The sequence below is a fragment of the Dermacoccus sp. NHGro5 genome (assembly GCF_017565385.1).
Taxonomy (GTDB): Bacteria; Actinomycetota; Actinomycetes; order Actinomycetales; family Dermatophilaceae; genus Dermacoccus; species Dermacoccus nishinomiyaensis.
The window spans coordinates 15,579-34,384 of record NZ_JAGEKQ010000011.1; the positions used below are offsets into that span (position 1 = coordinate 15,579).

17 protein-coding genes are annotated in these 18,806 nt (G+C 67.4%); 10 read left to right on the plus strand and 7 right to left on the minus strand.

What is annotated here, in order from left to right:
- Window positions 1-53: 53 nt before the first annotated feature.
- A complete protein-coding gene (locus J4Z35_RS05850) occupies window positions 54-362 on the minus strand; it encodes a nucleotidyltransferase domain-containing protein (protein WP_074040642.1) in 309 nt (102 codons plus the stop codon).
- Between the two features lie 459 nt (window positions 363-821).
- Between J4Z35_RS05850 and J4Z35_RS05855 the strand changes: the two genes are divergently transcribed.
- The gene (locus J4Z35_RS05855; RefSeq protein ID WP_006946179.1) at window positions 822-1,121 is read left to right on the plus strand and encodes a hypothetical protein; all 300 of its coding nucleotides are present in this window, start codon (window positions 822-824) and stop codon (window positions 1,119-1,121) included.
- Window positions 1,122-1,134: 13 nt separating this feature from the next.
- On the plus strand, window positions 1,135-2,295 hold the full coding sequence (locus J4Z35_RS05860; protein WP_074040640.1) for a cation:proton antiporter: 1,161 nt from the start codon (window positions 1,135-1,137) through the stop codon (window positions 2,293-2,295).
- A gap of 153 nt (window positions 2,296-2,448) precedes the next feature.
- On the opposite strand, the gene J4Z35_RS05865 is transcribed toward J4Z35_RS05860, so the two are convergent.
- Together J4Z35_RS05865 and J4Z35_RS05870 are read right to left on the minus strand one after the other, a co-directional pair.
- A complete protein-coding gene (locus tag J4Z35_RS05865) occupies window positions 2,449-4,494 on the minus strand; it encodes a DUF262 domain-containing protein (protein WP_006946302.1) in 2,046 nt (681 codons plus the stop codon).
- A 1-nt stretch (window position 4,495) separates the two neighbouring features.
- A complete protein-coding gene (locus J4Z35_RS05870) occupies window positions 4,496-5,836 on the minus strand; it encodes a DUF262 domain-containing protein (RefSeq protein WP_006946161.1) in 1,341 nt (446 codons plus the stop codon).
- Window positions 5,837-6,264: 428 nt separating this feature from the next.
- Here J4Z35_RS05870 and J4Z35_RS05875 point away from each other — a divergent pair, with 428 nt between their 5' ends.
- Together J4Z35_RS05875 and J4Z35_RS05880 are read left to right on the plus strand one after the other, a co-directional pair.
- The gene (locus J4Z35_RS05875; RefSeq protein WP_006946191.1) at window positions 6,265-6,831 is read left to right on the plus strand and encodes a TetR/AcrR family transcriptional regulator; all 567 of its coding nucleotides are present in this window, start codon (window positions 6,265-6,267) and stop codon (window positions 6,829-6,831) included.
- The gene (locus tag J4Z35_RS05880; protein ID WP_006946079.1) at window positions 6,828-7,772 is read left to right on the plus strand and encodes an EamA family transporter; all 945 of its coding nucleotides are present in this window, start codon (window positions 6,828-6,830) and stop codon (window positions 7,770-7,772) included. Before J4Z35_RS05875 ends, J4Z35_RS05880 begins: the two co-directional genes overlap by 4 nt.
- Before the next feature lie 97 nt (window positions 7,773-7,869).
- Here the strand turns inward: J4Z35_RS05880 and ychF are convergent, their stop codons facing one another.
- A complete protein-coding gene (gene ychF, locus J4Z35_RS05885) occupies window positions 7,870-8,943 on the minus strand; it encodes a redox-regulated ATPase YchF (protein ID WP_006946293.1) in 1,074 nt (357 codons plus the stop codon).
- Window positions 8,944-9,027: 84 nt separating this feature from the next.
- On the opposite strand from ychF, the gene J4Z35_RS05890 reads away from it, so the two are divergent.
- Both J4Z35_RS05890 and J4Z35_RS05895 read left to right on the plus strand, forming a co-directional pair.
- Window positions 9,028-10,044 carry a DUF389 domain-containing protein gene (locus J4Z35_RS05890; RefSeq protein ID WP_074040639.1) on the plus strand — a complete coding sequence of 339 codons (1,017 nt, stop codon included), beginning with the start codon at window positions 9,028-9,030 and terminating at the stop codon, window positions 10,042-10,044.
- A 115-nt stretch (window positions 10,045-10,159) separates the two neighbouring features.
- Window positions 10,160-11,359, plus strand: a complete 1,200-nt coding sequence (locus tag J4Z35_RS05895; RefSeq protein WP_074040638.1) for a DNA recombination protein RmuC — start codon at window positions 10,160-10,162, stop codon at window positions 11,357-11,359.
- Between the two features lie 98 nt (window positions 11,360-11,457).
- Here J4Z35_RS05895 and J4Z35_RS05900 read toward each other — a convergent pair whose 3' ends face one another.
- A complete protein-coding gene (locus tag J4Z35_RS05900; protein ID WP_074040655.1) occupies window positions 11,458-12,483 on the minus strand; it encodes a 4-hydroxy-3-methylbut-2-enyl diphosphate reductase in 1,026 nt (341 codons plus the stop codon).
- Window positions 12,484-12,659: 176 nt separating this feature from the next.
- Here J4Z35_RS05900 and xseA point away from each other — a divergent pair, with 176 nt between their 5' ends.
- Window positions 12,660-14,099, plus strand: a complete 1,440-nt coding sequence (gene xseA / locus J4Z35_RS05905) for an exodeoxyribonuclease VII large subunit (protein WP_074040637.1) — start codon at window positions 12,660-12,662, stop codon at window positions 14,097-14,099.
- On the plus strand, window positions 14,096-14,437 hold the full coding sequence (locus J4Z35_RS14420) for an exodeoxyribonuclease VII small subunit (RefSeq protein WP_074040636.1): 342 nt from the start codon (window positions 14,096-14,098) through the stop codon (window positions 14,435-14,437). The genes xseA and J4Z35_RS14420 overlap by 4 nt, the downstream gene beginning before the upstream one ends.
- A gap of 75 nt (window positions 14,438-14,512) precedes the next feature.
- On the opposite strand, the gene J4Z35_RS05915 is transcribed toward J4Z35_RS14420, so the two are convergent.
- On the minus strand, window positions 14,513-15,073 hold the full coding sequence (locus tag J4Z35_RS05915; protein WP_083603928.1) for a DUF4245 family protein: 561 nt from the start codon (window positions 15,071-15,073) through the stop codon (window positions 14,513-14,515).
- Between the two features lie 188 nt (window positions 15,074-15,261).
- On the opposite strand from J4Z35_RS05915, the gene glpX reads away from it, so the two are divergent.
- Window positions 15,262-16,266 carry a class II fructose-bisphosphatase gene (glpX, locus tag J4Z35_RS05920; RefSeq protein WP_006946101.1) on the plus strand — a complete coding sequence of 335 codons (1,005 nt, stop codon included), beginning with the start codon at window positions 15,262-15,264 and terminating at the stop codon, window positions 16,264-16,266.
- A gap of 53 nt (window positions 16,267-16,319) precedes the next feature.
- A complete protein-coding gene (locus tag J4Z35_RS05925; protein WP_074040634.1) occupies window positions 16,320-17,252 on the plus strand; it encodes a carbohydrate kinase in 933 nt (310 codons plus the stop codon).
- Window positions 17,253-17,511: 259 nt separating this feature from the next.
- Here the strand turns inward: J4Z35_RS05925 and ugpC are convergent, their stop codons facing one another.
- A complete protein-coding gene (gene ugpC, locus J4Z35_RS05930) occupies window positions 17,512-18,780 on the minus strand; it encodes a sn-glycerol-3-phosphate ABC transporter ATP-binding protein UgpC (RefSeq protein WP_074040633.1) in 1,269 nt (422 codons plus the stop codon).
- Between the last annotated feature and the right edge of the window lie 26 nt (window positions 18,781-18,806).

Consider the following 18,806-nt stretch of genomic DNA (forward strand, 5'->3'; position numbering starts at 1 on the left):
CTCGACCACCCCGTACTCACGGGTACGGATGTTTCGCATCCCATAGATGCGCTCTAGACGTCGGCAACATAGACAACCTCCGCCTGCGCGAGAGCTGAGTCGCGGAAGTACGGGTTGCGGATGGCGCGCTTCGCCACGAGGTCAACATCGCGTTCGAGGATCCTGCTCAGGTCGTCACGGAGGGCGCAGAAGTCCTCCAGCGGATCGGGGCGATCAGGGAGGAAATCGACCAGAGAGTCGACGTCGCTGTTGTGATGAGAAGTCCCCGCAGCAGCTGAGCCGAACAGGGACAACTCGGCCACGCCGGGACGTTCTGCGACGCGGCTGATCGCCTCGTGGTCCAGGCTCACGACGGAAGGCATGCCCTGCGTATCGCACCGCAGGCTGGATCGACCACAGCAACGGCGGACGCCCGCGACGGGTCGCCTGCGTCCACCACAGGGATCGAGTCAGTCCGTGTAGCCGATGCGCATGTCGACGTCGGCGATGTCGCCGAGTGTCAGCAGTTTGCACCTTCTGCCGGCGCCGCAGCTTGCGTGCGAACGCCTGCCGGATTTCGCGGTTCTTCCCACGCCTGCATTGGGGGCAAGAATAGCCCGTGTGGATTCTCTGCCTAACCATTCTCCCGCTCCGCCCACCATCGTCGAGCGCACTCCTCAGAGACTCGTCCTCGCCGATAGAAGTGAGGTGCGCAGCCAACTCACGACCGATATCGTGTGACACCGCACGATGAAACGGGGAATCGGACGTGTACATGCTCAGGCTGGCCCCGAGGCACGTCGGCGGCGGCGTATCTGTCGCTGCTCGCCGGTGAGGCGACGATGACGACGACCGTCGAGGCGTTCGAGAACGTCGAATCGGCGCACTTCAAGGCGAAGGACATTCTGGGCGCCTCGCGCTTCGCCCTGCTGCCGACGGACAACCCGCACGTCACGTCGGATCTGAAGAAGATCGCCGACGGCAGGGCGCTCAGCCCGGTGCTGCTCGTGCGTGGTGACGCGACGAGCGGACGCGACGCCATCATCGCCGACGGTTATCACCGGGTCTGCGCGAGTTATCACACGGACGAGAACACCGACGTGCCTGTGCGCATCGTCGACCTCGCGCACCGTTCCGCCTGAGGTCGCGACGGACGTGAACTTCGCGCAACTCGCTCTCATCTGTCTCGTCGCGGTGCTCGGGCCGCTGTTGTCGTTGCCGCGCGCGGTGAGGTTGCCGGTCGTCATCGGCGAGCTTGTCGTCGGGCTCGCGCTCGGGCAGACCGGCGCGCGGGTGCTCGACCCGCATGACGGCACGTTCGCGTTTCTCGCGGACGTCGGGTTCGCGCTCGTCATGTTCGTCGCCGGCACGCACGTGCCGGTGCGCGACAAGGCGCTGCGCACGGGTGCGTCGATCGGCGTGGCGCGGGCGGTCGCCGTCGGGGTGCTCGCCGCGCCCGCAGGATGGGCGATCGCGCACGTGTTCGGCACGGGGCACGCGGGGCTGTACGCGGTGCTGCTGGCGAGTTCTTCGGCGTCGATCGTCATGCCGGCGCTGCAGGGTATGCCGCTGACGGGGCCCTCGATCGTCGCGATGCTGCCGCAGTTGGCGCTCGCGGACGCGGCGTGCATCGTCGCGTTGCCGTTCGCGATCGATCCGGCGCACATGTCGCGGGCGGCGATCGGCGCTGTGGCGGTCGTGACGGTGTCGCTCGTCGTGTTCGTCGTGCTGCGGTTCGTCGAGCAGCGCGGGTATCGACGGCGGGTGCACGAGGTGTCGGAGAATCGCGGGCTCGCGCTCGAGCTGCGGGTGACGCTGACGATCCTGTTCGCAGTCGCGGCGCTCGCGCAGTGGCGGCACGTGTCGATCATGCTCGCGGGATTCTGCGTCGGGTTGGCCGTTGCGGGGGTCGGTGAGCCGAAGCGCGTCGCGAAGCAGGTGTTCGCGCTGACTGACGGGCTGTTCGCGCCGATCTTCTTCGTGTGGCTCGGGGCGTCGCTCAACCTGCGTGACCTCGCGGCGCATCCGGATGCCCTCGCGCTCGGTCTCGCCCTGGGGTTGAGCGCTCTTGTCGTGCACGGCGCGATGGCGATGACGAAGCAGCCGTGGCCGGTCGCCGTCACGACCGCGGCGCAGATGGGGGTGCCCGTGGCAGCCGCGACGACGGGGACGCATCTCGGGTTGCTGCGACCTGGCGAGGACACGGCGATGCTGCTCGGCGCGCTCGTGACGATCGTCGCGACGGCGGCCCTCAGCGGTCCGCTGGCGAAGGTGGCGCAGCAGGACGACCGCGTCGATCCGCCACCCACCCCTTAAACATTGAAGCGGAACTCGACCACGTTCCGTAGCCGAATAACCTCTCGACCCACCGCTCCACATCATCCCCGAGCGGCACCCAATGCCGTAGCTCGGTCCAGACCCCGTTACCATTCTTCGACCTGACGTACTTCTCACGGGGACAGGGGGCGATCAGATGTCAGAATCTGATCGCGCTCGCTCTCCTGCAAGCGCCCGGCGCAACAACTCCACCATCTCCTCATGATGAGTGCGCACATCTGCGTCGTTCCAACTCCCGGTCTCCGCCCGCCGTGCCATCAGCTCGAGTTTCAGGCTCTGCCGGCGAGCATCGTGGTTGTTCGCCTTCTGCGCTGGGAGGTAGTTGCTGAACTTCGAGTTGGTGCTCACAGTGACCAGCGCCAAGTTCCCGAACCAGTCGAGAAGGTGCGGATCCTCCAGGCGGTATGCGAAGGAGGAGTGCTCGATGTCCTCGGTGCCCGGGGAGAAGTGCTCCACGGAGGTGCGGTAGCTGAAGGTGAAGTCCCATTGGTTCATCTCCTCCACCAGCAGGTAGTCCAGGTACGTGAACACGATGCGCGGGATGGCGAAGCCGAGCGCCATCCCATCCGGGCCGGTCTCCTCCTTGTCCGGGTCCGGGGTCACCGCCTCGCGCAGGCGCTCGTGGGCATGGGACTCGAGACAGTGGAGGAAGCCCTGAGCTGTGATCGGCTCATCGTGATCGGTGAGCTCGGTGACGTAGCGAAGTGCATCGGTCATCCAGTGCATCGTGCGCGGGGAGGTGTAGGTGATGCGCAGCGCCGACTGTAGCAGCAGGATCCGTCGGTGCAGGCTGCGCGGGCCGGCACCGGATTCGTCAGCGGCGAAGGTCGAGGGGTACCGGGGAGTGTCCTGCCCGTTGTTGCCGCGACGGGACGATCCTCGCGCGAGCCGGTACAACGACCAGCTGCCAGGTTCCTCGTCCGTGGTGGATTCGTGCCCGGTGGTCAGCGTCGCATCACGCTTGAGAATGAAATGATCGAACAGGTAGCGGATGCGCAGCAGGTCCGTGGTGAACTTGCGCACCCAGTCAATCCGCTCCGGCGGCGGTAGTGAATCGACGCGTGCAGAGAAGCGCTGCACTAGCAGTTTGTCGTCGAGCTGACGATCATCCTCCCGTGCGGAGCCCCTGCCTGCTCCCTCCACCGCGAGAACCTGCAGCAGCAGAGTCGGGAACGTGATCTGCGATGTGAATCGCTCGCCGCCGTCGGCATCTTCCGACTCGGTCCTGACCGTGGTCTGGGAGTAGGCAGCCACCGCATCGTCGAGGGTCAGCGCGGTGGATTCGGGTGTGTTCGAAGCGTCGTCGGCGGCGGGCGAGGCCGCTTCGGAGGTGGTGTCGATGAGTTGTGCACGCAAGCGGGAGAAATCTGCTGTCGGCATCTGGTCCCAGTCGGGGCCGAAGACTTCTGCGCGTTGGGAGGTGTTTCCGGCAGTGGCGCTCATCCCCACGTAGTGCTCCATGTCGGAGCATGCTGTCCAGACGCGGTTCAGCAGGGCGCGATCGAGGGGGTCAGACAGGTATCGGAGGAGTCGCGCCTTGACGATGTCCACGGGACTGAGCTGCGCACCGCGCGTATTCATGATCTCGAAGTACCGATTCAGATCGGTGCTCCGGTCGATCGGCATGCGGACGACGAGGACCCTGGTGAGCAGATAGTCGATCACCTGGGGAGTCTGTAAACGGTCACCGTCGGCCCCGCCGTCCAGTAGCTGTTCGATAATCATCGATGCGCGGAGGATGCCGGAGTCCTCTCGATCCTTCTCATCCTCCGCCGGCTCATCGATCGTATCGGCGACGCCGCGGAGAGCGCGGGTGGCCTTCTCCCGAGCCTCGTAGGTGAGCGGCCGAAGCGGACCGATGCGGTCCTTCAAACCCGGCCGGGAAGAGAGCTTGACCAGCAGGATATACAAGGTGGTCAGGCGCTGCTGTCCGTCGATCACGTCGAGCGGCTCATCGGCCCGTTGCGGAGGGGCGACCACGAGGTTGCCAAGGAAGTAGTCCTTGGCCTCCTCCTGCTCGGCCTCGTCGAAGACGTCGTGGATCAGGCGGTGTATCTGCTCCTCGCCCCAGGTGTAATTGCGCTGGTAGAGGGGAATCGAATAGCTGGGAGCGTCCGGGCTGAAGAGCTGCCCGACGGGGATGGCCTGGACGTCATCCTGAGCGATGGTCTGTGTCATCTCAGCGGGACTCCTTCAGCAGGGTGAGGAGCCGTGCATCCTCCGGGTTGTCAGTCCGCGCCGTGCGCGGGGCGCTCATGTTCTCCAGCTCGATCTCCCGCGGATCGAGACTGTCGCGGATGGCGGAGAACAGGTTCACCTTGTTCAGGCCGTCCATATTGGTGCTGATCCCTCGTGCGTAGTTGTCCGTGGTTCTCCAGCCCAGACGCTCGTACGCCAAGCGGAGGGAGTATGCCCAGCGGAAGAGGTGGCGTCGTACCTGCGGCATATCGGCCTCGGAGTACTTGTTCGTGTAGTACAGGACCGCGGCGACGTACAGCTCCCGGCAGTACCTGAATCGCGCCCCGTCGTGGAAGACCGTGCGATCCGCAGTCGTGAGACCGGCTGTGTTGGCGTCGGAGAAGAGTTCCTCGTCCAGCCGCTCATACTCCTCGAGCATGAACGCGGCGTAGTCGAAGAAGGACTTACCCGCAGCGACCGGAGCATCGAGCTGGTGCTGGGCCCGCTTGAGATCTCTGCGGGTCACCGAGTCGGCATCAGGATAGGACCACTCCTGCAGGCCGGGAAGCACCGCCTTGGCAGCGCGATGGTATTCGGCCCCCGGCAGGCGGCGAGTGGATCTGCCGACTCCCTTGAAGAGGTCGAGGTCATCGGTGGTATATGCATGCGCTGGCATGTTGCGGCTCCACCAGTGGATGCGGGCCAGGTAGGTGCCGAAGAGCCGGTCCAGCTCGTTCTCGTCGGCCTTCTCCCATTGCTCGACCACGGCGCGCTGCTCGGCAGTGCTGGCATCTGCCATTTCGCGCAGGTGGAAGGCCTTGAGCAGGTCGTGCGGGCGCAGTGATTTGCCTCGGAAGTTCTGCGAGTCGAAGAACTGGAATGCCTCATCCTCGTCATCGGTGACGATCTTCAGAACTTTGGCTTCGGCGTCGAGGAATTCCCGGTACCTGTCGAGGCGCCCCGGAGAACGTTCGAGGTCGGCGACCCGTCGCGAGAGTTCCTGATGGACGTGGTGGATCGGAGTGTCCCCTGATTGGAGATGGGGGATTCTCTGGCCGCGCAGAAGCGCCCGCAGCAGATGGAGGGTCAGGATTCTCTGCTGTCCATCGACCACCTCGAAATGCGACTCCTGGGGACGCCTCAGGAGGATGACGGTGCCCATGATGTACGAATGCTCCGGCCTGCTATCGAGAGCCTCCGCGACATCCGTGAACAGCTGTGCCGCGATGCGTGGGGACCAGGAGTACGGGCGCTGGAAATCCGGTATGCGCAGGTCGGGACCTTGAGTGCCGAGCAGTTCGTCGACGGAGACGAACTGCAGCATCTCGGTGTTGATCGTCATGGTGTCGACGGTAATCGATAGGTAGGACGCTGTACCAGGGGTCGGGATCCGAAATTGCATCGTGCAGTCAGTGCTGGAGTGCATGCAGGAGCATGGTGTGCGGGCAACAACGACAAAACGGTCAAGATCGCAACTGCGATAACACTCCAGAGCTGGATCACTGAGCCCCCTTAGGTTAGACCGGAACTCGACTACACATTGAACCTAAATTCCACCACGTCGCCGCACATACCAACCTCTGCGCGTGCACAGCTTCCTGGACCCCGTCATGCCGTCTCCCCACAGCCCAGTCGCGAAGAACGATCCCCATCTCGGGCTCACGCAGGCTGTTAGGACCTCGCGCCCGTGCTCGTAAGCATCCAAGCGCACAGAGATTGAGACAACTCTCGGTAGTAGGTAGACTGACCTACCTACTACCGGAGGGCGACATGAATCAAGGATCAGCGCGAGAGCGGCTGCTCGATGCCGCAGCGAGACGCTTCTACGAGGACGGCGTGCACGCGACAGGGATCGACACGATCACTTCTGAGGCCGGGGTCGCGAAGAAGAGCCTCTACAACAACTTCTCGTCCAAGGCAGAGCTCGTCAGCGCTTATATCGATTCCCGCCACGAGGAGTGGCTCGGCCTCCACCAGGCACGTGCGGTGAAGGCGTCTACGGCAGCAGACCGAGTGCTGGCAGTGTTCGACGCCTACATCGACCACGCGAACGATGCCTACGGCAAGGGCTTCCGGGGATGCGGGCTGCTCAATGCGGCCGCCGAGTTCCCGGCCGGACACCCTGCTCGCTCGGCCGTGCGCGCGCACAAGGAGCAGGTGGAGCGGATTCTCGTCGAGAACCTGGAAGTCATGGCCACCGACGCCGAGGCGCTGGAGCTGGCCGAGCACTTCAGCTTCCTCCTCGAAGGAGCCGTCGCACGGGCAGGTCTCGAGGGCACCCCGGCGCGCCTGGAGCACGCCCGAGCCATCGCATCGCGGATGCTGGCCGCACTGTGAAGCGAGGCTCCCCCACCGGCATCTTCGCGGTGCTCGCCGCCGCCCTCCTGTGGGGTACCACGGGGACTGCGGCGACGTTCGCACCGACAGTCGGCCCGCTGGCCATGGGCGCGGCCGCGCTCGGCATCGGCGGGATCCTGCAGGCAGCCATCGCGGCCCCCTCGCTCCGCCGGGAACGACCCGCACTGTCTTCGCAACGTGGGACAGTGCTCGTCGGAGCCGCAGCCGTGCTGATCTACCCGCTGGCCTTCTACAGCTCGATGCATCTGGCTGGCGTCGCGGTCGGCACTGTTGTGTCCCTCGGCTCTGCCCCCATCGCCTCGGGCCTTCTGGAACGAGTGATCGAGCGACGCAGACTCAGCGGCTGGTGGATGCTCGCCGTAGCGCTCGGCATCGCGGGCAGCGCAGTACTGTGCGCTGCGAAGATGCACGACTCGCCGAGCGAGACGCTCCCCACGGTCGCCGGCGTCATCCTCGGCCTGGTTGCTGGCGCAACCTACGCCATGTACTCGTGGAGCGCTCACCGCCTCATGAACCGCGGCGTCGGGCGCGCGGCAGCGATGGGCGCTGTCTTCGGTCTGGGCGGCATTGCGCTGATGCCCGTACTCATGCTCACCGGCGCACCACTCATCGCTTCCGCCCAGCCCATGATGGTCGGGCTCTACATGGCAATGGTCCCGATGTTCCTGGGCTATCTGCTCTTCGGGTACGGCCTCACGCGCGTCACTCTAAGCGCCGCGACAACGCTCACCCTCGCTGAACCCGCAATCGCCGCCCTCCTGGCGGTGGTCATCGTCGGTGAGCGCCTCCCCGCCCTCGGCTGGGTTGGACTGGCGGGCATCTGCGCCTCGCTCCTGGTCCTCTCGCTCGCACCTGCGACACAGGCGCGTGCCGCCGAACCGTCGCGTTCTAGCGAGCTCCCGATAGGTCAGGAAGTCTGAATCAGTCGGCCTGAGATAGACGTCGGGCAAGACCTGGAGATCCGCCCAGGACCGGGATCAAATCACTTGGTGCGGCCCAAATAGCTCTGTGGAGAGGCTAAAGCGCAAATCTAAATTCCACCACGTCGCCGTCCTGCATGACGTAGTCCTTGCCTTCCATGCGGGCCTTGCCCTTCGCGCGAGCCTCGGCCACCGAACCACACTCGACGAGATCGTCGAATGAGATGATCTCAGCCTTGATGAAGCCCTTCTGGAAGTCGGTGTGGATGACGCCGGCGGCCATGGGCGCCGTCCAGCCCTTGCCGATCGTCCAGGCGCGCGTCTCCTTCGGCCCGGCCGTCAGATACGTCTGCAGCCCGAGCGTGTTGAAACCCTTGTGCGCGAGCTGCTCCAGGCCCGGCTCGGTGATACCGACCGACTCGAGCAGCTCCTTCGCGTCGTCCTCGTCGAGCTCGGCGACCTCGGACTCGAGCTGCGCATTGAGGAAGATCGCCTCCGCCGGCGCGACGAGCGCCTGCATCTCGGCCTGGAACGCCTCGTCCGTCAGCTGCGACTCGTCGACGTTGAACACATAGATGAACGGCTTCGCCGTCAGCAGCCCGAGCTCGCGGATCTCGCTCGTGTCGAAACCGACGGAGCTCAGCGTCTTGCCCTCCTCGAGCACCTTCTGCGCGGCCAGGGCAGCGTCATAGACCGACTTCTCGGTCTTCTTGCCCTTGACCTCCTTCTCCAGACGCGGCACAGCCTTCTCCAGCGTCTGCAGATCGGCGAGGATCAGCTCGGTGTTGATCGTCTCCAGATCCGAACTCGGCGACACCTTGCCGTCGACATGGTGCACGTCGTCATCGACGAACGCGCGCACGACCTGGCAGATCGCGTCCGCCTCACGAATGTTGGCGAGGAACTTGTTCCCCAGCCCCTCCCCCTCGGACGCACCCTTGACGATGCCCGCGATGTCGACGAACGACACCGTCGCCGGCAGGATCGCCGCCGAACCGAAGATCTCCGCGAGCTTCTTCAACCGCGGATCCGGCAACGGCACGACACCGACGTTCGGCTCGATCGTTGCGAAGGGATAGTTGGCAGCGAGCACGTTGTTCTTCGTCAGAGCGTTGAACATGGTCGACTTGCCGACGTTGGGGAGACCGACGATTCCGATGGTAAGAGCCACGAGAGAAGAGTCTACGTGCCACCGCCCGCGCCGGCTTCATCCGACGGACGCCTTCGACATCAGCGGCGCTGACACAATGACGCCATGCTCGTGCACCTGCGTCTCAACGTGCCGACGGACCTCACCGACGCCGTCCGCGACACCCTGAGCGACGACGCCCGCCTCACCAACCTCACGCACCTGCGCGGAGCGTCCCTCAAGCCGGTCGGCGACGTCTTCGAAGCCGACGTCGCCCGCGAAGCCGCCACCGCCGTCCTCGACGACCTCAACGCCGTCGGCCTCGGCCACCGCGGCGGCATCGTCATCGACCAACCCCTCGGCACCCCGTTCGACGCCGCGCACGACGTCGAAGAAGCCGCGCACGGCGACCCGGACGACGCCGTCATCTGGCACCTCGTCGAGCGAGAGGCGGAGAAAGCGAGCACACCGACGGCGACCTACCTCGTCTTCCTCTGCATCGCAACAGCCCTCGCGAGCATCGCCGTCATCACCGACTCAGCCGTCCTCGTCGTCGGCGCGATGGTCGTCGGGCCCGAGTTCGCCGTCATCGCCGCGATCTGCACCGGCATCGCCCTCGGACGTTGGCGCCTCGCCGCTCGCAGCGCCGCCACCCTGCTGTGGACGTTCGCTTTCGCCATCGTCGTCATCATGCTCGCCGCCGTGCTAGCGGCCTCGCTCGACGTCGTCTCGGCCGCCGATGTGACACGCCCCCGCCCTCAGACGGGCTTCATCTGGCGCCCCGACCTGTGGTCGTTCATCGTGGCGCTGCTCGCCGGAACGGCCGGGGTGCTCGCCCTGGCGACCGACAAGACGAGCGCCATGGTGGGCGTCTTCATCTCCGTCACGACGGTGCCCGCCGCCGGAAACCTCGCCCTCGGCCTCGCCGTCTTCGACACAGCGGAGATCACCGGATCCGCCGCGCAGCTCGGGATGAACCTGGCCGGAATGATCATCGCGGGCGTGCTGACGCTCATCGTGCAACGCCTCGTCTGGCGCCACCTCAGTGACGCCATGCGCCACCGTTCCTCCGAACGGCGGCTACGCGCGCAACTCGGCCCGAGCCCGACCTCACCCGCCGCCGTCGCCCCACGGGAGCACTGACGCCGCCACCGCACGGTGGTGACAGGCGCCGACCTGGCACCTCCACCGCACACGCAGCGCACCGACAAACCTCGCCGCTCCGGGGTTGTCGGTGGCAGATGCTTGAGTTTCACCCGTGCAGACAACAGCCATCTTCGTGACGTTCGTCGCCGGTCTCGCTCTCGGAGCCCTCGCCATGTGGGTCGCCCTGCGACGCACGGCCGTGACCCCGACGGACGAGGTCGCACAGCTCGCGGCGGCGCAAGCCGAACGCGACGTGCTGCGCGAACGCATCGTCGACCTCGAGGCGACGGTGAGCGACGACGCGCAGACGGCCGCACTTCTGGGGCCCCTGCGTGACGCCCTGAGCCGCGTCGAGCGCCAGGTCGCGACGCTGGAACGCGACCGTGTCGAGCAGTTCAGCTCCGTCGACGTCGCCCTGCGGCGCGTCACCGCGACGACCGACGAGCTGCGGCGCGAGACCTCATCGCTGGCCGGTTCGCTCAACGCCTCGAGCGTGCGCGGGCAGTGGGGCGAATCGCAGTTGCGGCGCATCCTCGAGCTGTCGGGCATGCTGCGTCGCTGCGACTTCGACGAGCAGTGGCGCGGGCGCAACGACACCGGTGACGACGTGCGCCCCGACGTCGTCGTCCATCTGCCGGGCGAGCGTTCGCTCGTCATCGATGCCAAGGCGCCGCTGAGTGCGTTCCTCGCGGCGCAGGAGGCGGACCTCGACGAACGCGCCCGCAGCGCCGCGTTGGGGCGCCACGCCAAGCAGCTGCGCTCGCACGTCGACACGCTCGCCTCGAAGCGTTACTGGACGGCACTGCCGCAGGCGCCCGCGTTCGTCATCTGCTTCGTGCCGGGCGACGCCATTCTCGCGTCCGCGCTCAATGCCGACCCCGGTTTGCTCGAGGAGGCGATGGAGCGTCACGTCGTGCTCGCCTCGCCGAGCACCCTCATCGCGACGATGCGCAGCGTCAGCGCGATGTGGCAGCAGGCGACGCTCGAGGAGAACGCGCGTGAGCTGCTGACGCTCGGCCGCGAGCTCTACGACCGCATCGGAGTGCTCGCCAAGCACACCCACGATCTCGGCGGCTCGTTGCGACGCAGCGTCGAGGCGTACAACCTGTTCGTCGGCTCGCTCGAGAGCCGCGTGCTCGTCACCGCGCGCCGGATGCACGACCTCGACGTCTCCGCCACCCCGCCGCGTGGCGTCGCGCCCCTCGACGTGACGCCGCGCCCACTCACCCACGAGGCGCTGCTCGAGCCCGTGCTGGCCGAACCCACGCCGGCCGACCCCGCGCCGGGCAACCCCTCGGACGAGCGGGGCTGACGGTGCGCGGCCGGGCATGCTGGATGGGATGTCGAAGGCCCCCGCTCCGACATGGAGCGAGGGCCCGGCGCCCGCACGCGTCAGCGTGGCGGCATGTCTCAGTGAAGCGAGTCGGCGCCCTGGGCGACCTGCTCGCCGCCGCGCATCGAGTCGGACATGCCGCGCGCCTTGAGGTCACGGCGCAGTTCGTTGGGCAGCGCGAACAGCAGGCTCTCCTCGGCGGCGACGATCGGCTTGACGTCCTCATAGCCGCGGGCGGCGAGGTAGTCGAGCACGCCCCGCACGAGGATCTCCGGCACCGATGCCCCCGAGGTCACACCGACGGTCGTGACCCCGTCGAGCCATGCCTCGTCGAGCTCATCGGCGTAGTCCACGAGGTGCCCGGCGCGCGAACCGTGCTCCAGCGCCACCTCGACGAGACGGACCGAGTTCGACGAGTTGCGCGAGCCGACGACGATCATGAGGTCGCACTCGGGCGCCATCTGCTTGACGGCGAGCTGACGGTTCTGCGTCGCATAGCAGATGTCGTCGCTCGGCGGATCCTGCAGGTGCGGAAACTTCTCGCGCAACCGGCGCACCGTCTCCATCGTCTCGTCGACGCTCAGCGTCGTCTGCGACAACCACACGACGCGCTCCGGGTCGCGCACCTCGACGTTGACGACATCGTCGGGCCCGTCGACGAGCGTGATGTGCTCGGGCGCCTCACCCGCAGTGCCGACGACCTCCTCGTGCCCCTCGTGCCCGATGAGCAGGATGTCGTAGTCCTGGCTCGCGAAGCGCGTGGCCTCGCGGTGCACCTTCGTGACGAGCGGGCATGTGGCGTCGATCGTCTTGAGGCTCAACGCCTTCGCCTCCTCGTGAACGACGGGAGCGACCCCGTGCGCAGAGAAGATGACGGTCGCGCCCTCGGGCACCTGGTCGGTCTCGTCGACGAAGATCGCGCCGCGTTTCTCGAGCGTCGTCACGACATGCTTGTTGTGGACGATCTCCTTGCGCACGTACACCGGCGGGCCGTAGAGGTCGAGAGCCTTCTCGACGGTGATGACGGCCCGATCCACGCCCGCGCAGTATCCGCGCGGCGCGGCCAGGAGAACTCGCTTCGTCTGGGTATCCACGCTCACCATCGTAACGACCACGACCACGACCACGGCCTTCGACGCCGAGCGAGTGCGAGCGGCATCACGCGCCCTGGGGATGCGAACGCGAGCGCCGCAGACTGTTCGCTCCCGCAGAGCGCACCTCACCGCCGCATTCGTCCTTCGCGCCTGAGCCGGGCGCCTCGCCCCCGTAGAGTTGCCCCGTGACGAGCACACCCCCAGGCACGGGCACGCCGGCGGGCCTTCCGGCCCTCGCGGGCGACACGACCGCCGAGCAGCCGTGGCCGGTGCGCTTGCTCAGCATGAAGATCGCGCAGTACGTCGATCGCATGTCGCCGCTGTGGGTCGAGGGGCAGATCGTGCAACTCAACATCCGCGCCCGCACCGCGTATTTGACGCTGCGGGACGCCGACGTCGACATGTCCCTCTCCCTCACCGTTCCGACGAACACGCTCAACGCGATGGGCCCCGCGGTTCGTGAAGGGGCGCGCGTCGTCGTGCACGCCAAACCGACGTTCTGGACGAAGCGCGGCAGCCTCATGATGGAGGGCCGTACGATGCGGCCCGTCGGCGAGGGCGAACTGCTCCTGCGCCTCGAACAGCTCAAGCGCACGCTCGCCGCAGAGGGCCTGTTCGCCCCCGACCGCAAACGGCCGCTGCCGTTCCTGCCCCGCGTCATCGGGCTCATCACCGGCCGCGAGGGCGCTGCCGAGAACGACGTCGTCGAGAACGCGCGACGCCGTTGGCCGGCCGCCCGCTTCGAGATCCGCCACGTTCCCGTCCAGGGCCCCGACTGCGTCACCGCCGTCAGCGGCGCCCTGCGCGAACTCGACGGTCTCGACCACGTCGACGTCATCGTCATCGCGCGCGGCGGCGGCTCCTTCGAGGACCTGCTCGGGTTCAGCAACGAGACGCTCGTGCGGGCCGTCAGCGCCGCGCGCACTCCCGTCGTCAGCGCCATCGGGCACGACGTCGACACGCCGCTGCTCGATCACGTCGCCGACCGACGCGCCTCGACCCCGACGGACGCCGCCAAGCTCGTCGTACCGGATCTGGCCGCCGAACAGACCGCCCTCGCGCAACACCGCGCGCGGCTCAGCCAAGGCCTGCGCGGCCGCTTCGCCGCCGAACGGCGCCACCTCAACTCCCTCGTCGGGCGGCCCGTGCTGCGCGAACCGGGCACCCTCGTCACCCAGCAACGCGACGAGGTCGACCGCCTCACGAACCGCAGCGCCTACGCGATGCGGCAGCGTCTCACCCGCGCGCGCGACCAGATCGCTCACGGGCGCGCCCAGGTGGTCGCCCTGTCCCCGCAGAAGACCCTCGACCGCGGGTACGCCGTCGTCCAACACGCCGACGGCTCCCTCGTCATGGCCCGCGACGACGTCAGCGTCGACGACATCCTCAAGGTGACCGTGTCGCAGGGCAACTTCGCCGTCACGCCCTACAGCGGCAAACCGCGGACGCGCCGAGCGGGTACGCCGACGACAACGAAGGCGCGCACGGCTGCATCGTCGAAGAAAGCGACGCAGGGACGCGCGTCCGATGCCCCGAAGGCCAAGAAGAAGACTGCACCGGCGACGGCTGGCGACGACGCGGCGCCCACCACCACCCGATCCGAGACCACCGAGGACGACGCATGAGCGACTCGCACGAGGCACCCGCGAACGAGGCGTCCGACGACGTCATGAACCACGACTCGACCGATGCCGCCCAGGCCGGCACCCCTGGTACCGTGCCCGCGAGCGCGCCCGACGCCGCGAACGCCGACATTGCGAGCATGGGTTACGAACAGGCTCGCGACGAGCTCGCCCAGATCGTCACGACGCTCGAAGGTGGTCGCGCGCCGCTCGAGGAGAGCATGCGGCTGTGGGAGCGCGGCGAGGCCCTCGCCGATCACTGCACGCGGTGGCTCGACGGGGCACAGTCGCGCATCGAAGAAGCCGTCGCGCGCCGAGAGAACGGCAGCGAACGAGCCTGACGCGCCGCGCGCCGGGCACTACGCGCGCCCGGCCTGAGCGCGTCCGAGTTCAGCGTTCCCGACGCTCGCGTTCGCTCACTTCGCGATCTGGCTGTACGGCTTGGCCGCCGTGGCGATCTGCTGCAACTGGGCCCACGAGCCCTTGCCGGTGACGACGGTGTCGAGCCCGGCGAGCGGCTGCGAGCGCACGAGCCCCTTCTGGCCCGACTGCATCTCGACCTTGCGCCAGTTCACGCCGCCGAGGTCGACGCTGCCGGCATCAGAGCCGGATGCAACGTCCTTGATCCACGCCGCGCCGCCGTCCTTGCGCTGCTGGATCGAGACGTAGTCCTCACCGTCACCCTGATAGCCCGCGCGCCAACGCTCCGCGTGATCCTTGTCGCCCGGCACGATCGCGACGTTGACGGCACGCCACGGCGAACCGAGCCCGTCGGCGACGGCGACGTCCCAGTGCTTCGTCGACGACACCTCGCGCGCGATCTGTGACGCCTGCACGGTGGGCAGTTTCGTGGCCCCCTGACGAGGAATGAGGGCCAAAATCACCAAACAGCCGGCGATACAAGCGATCATGGACAGGACCATGCTCTTGGCGTTTCCCTGCATCCCGCGCCGCTTCGGCGGAGGGGGCGGGGGCATGGCCGGCGCTGACGCAGGCTGTGTCGGCTCGGTGGTCGTGGCCTTCTCGTGCGGGGTACTCACTCCCCCATGTTCGCCGACGCACCCGCGTCAGCGGAAACCGGGGCGGTCCGCCGCCCCGGCCACGCCGCCTCGAGCACCGCGGGAGCCAGCCGCCACACCAGTGCGACATCGAGGAGACACCGACCGTGACATCGAAGCTGCCCACCTACCAGATCCCCGACCGCAACCTGGCGCTCGAACTCGTGCGCGTCACCGAGTCGGCCGCCATGGCCGCCGGCCCCTGGGTCGGTCGCGGTGAGAAGAACCTCGCGGACGGCGCCGCCGTCGAGGCGATGCGCACCCTCATCTCGACGGTGAGCATGAACGGCACCGTCGTCATCGGCGAGGGCGAGAAGGACGAGGCCCCGATGCTGTTCAACGGTGAGCAGGTGGGCGACGGCACGGGCCCTGACGTCGACGTCGCCGTCGACCCGATCGACGGCACGACGCTGACGGCGAAGGGCATGCCGAACGCCGTCTCCGTCCTCGCCGTCAGTGAGCGCGGCTCGATGTACGACCCGAGTGCCGTGTTCTACATGGACAAGCTCGTCACCGGCCCCGAGGCCGCAGACGTCGTCGACATCCGCCTGCCCGTCGCCGAGAACATCCGCCGCATCGCGAAGGCCAAGAACACGACGAACAACGGCGTCACGGTCGTGCTGCTCGATCGCCCGCGCCACGAGCCGCTCGCGCAGGAGATCCGTGACGCCGGCGCGCGCATCAAGTTCATCTCCGACGGTGACGTCGCCGGTGCCATCATGGCCGCCCGCCCCAACACGGGTGTCGACCTGTTGCTCGGCATCGGCGGCACGCCTGAGGGCATCATCACCGCGTGCGCGATCAAGTGCATCGGCGGCGTCATCCAGGGCCGTCTTGCGCCGAAGGACGACGAGGAGAAGCAGCGCGCGCTCGACGCGGGCCACGACGTCAATCGTGTGCTGACGACGAACGATCTCGTCCGCGGCGACAACTGCTTCTTCGTCGCGACGGGCATCACCGACGGTGAACTGCTCAAGGGTGTGCGCTACCGCGAGAACGGCTGCACGACGAGCTCGCTCGTCATGCGCAGCAAGAGCGGTACCGTACGAACCATCGAGGCCGAGCACCGCCTGAGCAAGGTGGCTGAATACGCTTCGGAGCAGTACCAGTAAGTCGGGGCAGCGCATGACGCCGGCCGCGGCGACGAGACGCCAGGAGCCGACGCATGACCCAGCCCAATACCGCCACCACGCTCGTCATCGGTGAGGCCCTCATCGACGTCGTCCATCCTCGCGACGGCGAGAGCGCGGAACACGTCGGTGGCAGCCCGCTCAACGTCGCGGTCGGGCTGTCGCGCCTCGGCCACCCCGCCGTCCTCGCCACGCACCTCGGTGAGGACGAGCGGGGTCACCGCATCCAGCGCCTGCTCACCGACGAGGGCGTCGAGCTGACGGTCGCGAGCTTCGACCTCGACGCCACGTCGACAGCTCAGGCCCACCTCGATGACGACGGCGCCGCAACGTACGACTTCGCCATCGACTGGCCGGCGGTCACGGGCCTGCCGACGGATGTCGCGCACGTCCACACCGGCTCGATCGGCGCCTCGCTCACCCCGGGCTCCGCGTCGGTCTTCGAGGCGTTGAAGGCCGCTCACGCGTCCGCGACGACGTCGTTCGACCCGAACGTGCGCCCCTCCCTCATGGGCAGCCCCGACGACGAGCGCGAGCGCGTCGAGCAGTTCTGCGGGTACGTCGATGTCATCAAGTCCTCCGACGAGGACGCGCAGTGGCTCTACCCGGGCAGCAGCGTCGAGGAGATCGCCGAGTTGTGGGCCGGCCTCGGGCCGCGACTCGTCATCATCACCCGCGGCGGTGACGGAGCGCACGTCCGCCTCGCCGAGAGCGGCACCTTCGAGGTGGCCGGGCGCTCCGTCGAGGTCGCCGACACCGTCGGCGCCGGCGACTCGTTCATGTCAGGGCTCATCTCGGGGCTGCTCGACCTCGGGCTGCTCGGCGGTGTCGAGGCCCGTCAGCGCCTCGCGCACGCCCGCGAGGACGACGTGCGCCCCGCCCTCGCGCGCGCCATCGCCACATCCTCGACGACGGTGACGCGCGCCGGCTCGAACCCGCCCACGCGTGAAGAGATCGCCGGCCTCTGAGCCCGCACCAGGTCTCGACGCTTGCGCCACTGCACCCGGCCCACAACCACGGCCCGACGGCGACACAGCACAGCCATGCCGAGCACCGTCCTTGCGAGGGCAGCATCCTTGCAACGCAGCCCCACCGCGCAGTATTCGGACGCCGCACGAACACAGCACGAGGGCCCGCATCGTCACCGATGCGGGCCCTCGACCTCTACTGGAGCGTGACCTCAACCGATGCTCGGGGTGAGCCCGAGCATGAGGCTCACATCAACGCTCAGACGTCCGTTCCTCCGGAGATGGCGCCGCGGGCGTCACGCTCCTTGGCACGCTGCAGCGCGGCCTTGCGCTGCTTCTCCGAGTTCGCGGCGATCTGGGTGGCCTTCTCCTCGTTGCGCGTGTAGTTGTGGCCCGATTCCGGGTCGAACACGTGCATGTGTGCCGGGTCGAACGCGAACTCGACCTCGTCGCCCTCGAAGATCTGCGAGCGAGCGTCGAGGTTGACGACGAGCTGGCTGCGAGCGCCCTCACCGTCGAGGTCCTTCTCGAGCGCGTCGAGGTGCTGCTTCGCGGCCGGGTCCTGCTCGAACGGGATGTAGGCGTACTGCTCGTTGCCGAGCCACTCCGTCTGGTCGACGACGGCCTTGAACGTCGCACCACCGGAGACCGGGTTGACCTCGGCGTCCTTGATGTACTCGGGGCGGATGCCGACGATGACGATGTCCTTGCCCGCGACGTCGCGGGCAAGCTGCTCCGTCATCGGCACGGTCGCGAACGGCAGGCGCAGCGTGGTGCCCTCGACGCGTGCGGGTACGAAGTTCATCGGCGGCGAGCCGATGAAGCCCGCGACGAAGAGGTTGGCGGGCTGTTCGTACAGCTCGCGCGGGCTCGCGCACTGCTGCAGCACGCCCTTCTTCAGCACGGCGACGCGGTCACCGAGCGTCATGGCCTCGGTCTGGTCGTGCGTGACGTAGATCGTCGTGATGCCGAGGCGACGCTGCATGCGCGCGATCTCCGTCCGCATCTGCCCGCGCAGCTTGGCGTCGAGGTTCGACAGCGGCTCGTCGAACAGGAACGCGTCGGCGTCGCGGACGATCGCGCGGCCCATCGCGACACGCTGACGCTGACCACCGGAGAGGTTGCCGGGCTTGCGCTCGAGGTGCTCGTCGAGTTCGAGCATCTTGCTCGCCTCGCGCACCTTGCGCTGGATCTCGTCATCGCTCACCTTGCCCTTGTTGAGCCGCAGCGGGAACGCGATGTTCTCGAACACCGTCAGGTGCGGGTAGAGGGCGTAGTTCTGGAACACCATCGCGAGGTTGCGGTCGCGCGGTGCGAGGTCGTTGACGCGCTTGCCGTTGATCTCGAGGTCACCGGAGGTGATGTCCTCGAGGCCGACGACCATGCGCAGCAGCGTCGACTTACCGCAGCCGGACGGGCCGACGAGGATCATGAACTCGCCGTCGGCGATGTCGAGGCTGACGTCGTTGACGGCCGGGAATCCGTCGCCGTACTTCTTGACGATGTTCTTGAGCTGGATGCTGGACATGAGGTGTCTCTCCTAAAGAGGCGGGC